A 207-nucleotide genomic window follows, 5' to 3' on the forward strand; every position below is an offset into this window, starting at 1 on the left:
GTAACAGTTCAGCCATACAGTGTTTTCTACAGCATCTTCTTTATATACTTCCCTGTATAGGAATTTTCATTCTCTGCCACATCTTCCGGTGTTCCGTGTGCAACGACCGTACCACCGCGTTCTCCGCCTTCCGGACCGATATCAATAATGTAATCTGCTGTTTTTATAACATCCAGATTGTGTTCGATTACAATAACCGTATTTCCG

At 42.5% G+C, this 207-nt stretch carries 1 protein-coding gene; it reads right to left on the reverse strand.

Going from position 1 to position 207, the window contains the following annotated elements; all coding sequences use genetic code 11:
• Positions 1-26 precede the first annotated feature (26 nt).
• Positions 27-207, reverse strand: a 181-nt coding sequence (locus tag NE619_RS18790; protein WP_256133959.1) for a hypothetical protein, incomplete at its 5' end; no start/stop codon positions are given.

The sequence above is a fragment of the Anaerovorax odorimutans genome (assembly GCF_024459955.1).
In the GTDB taxonomy this organism is placed as follows: Bacteria; Bacillota; Clostridia; order Peptostreptococcales; family Anaerovoracaceae; genus Hominibacterium; species Hominibacterium odorimutans_A.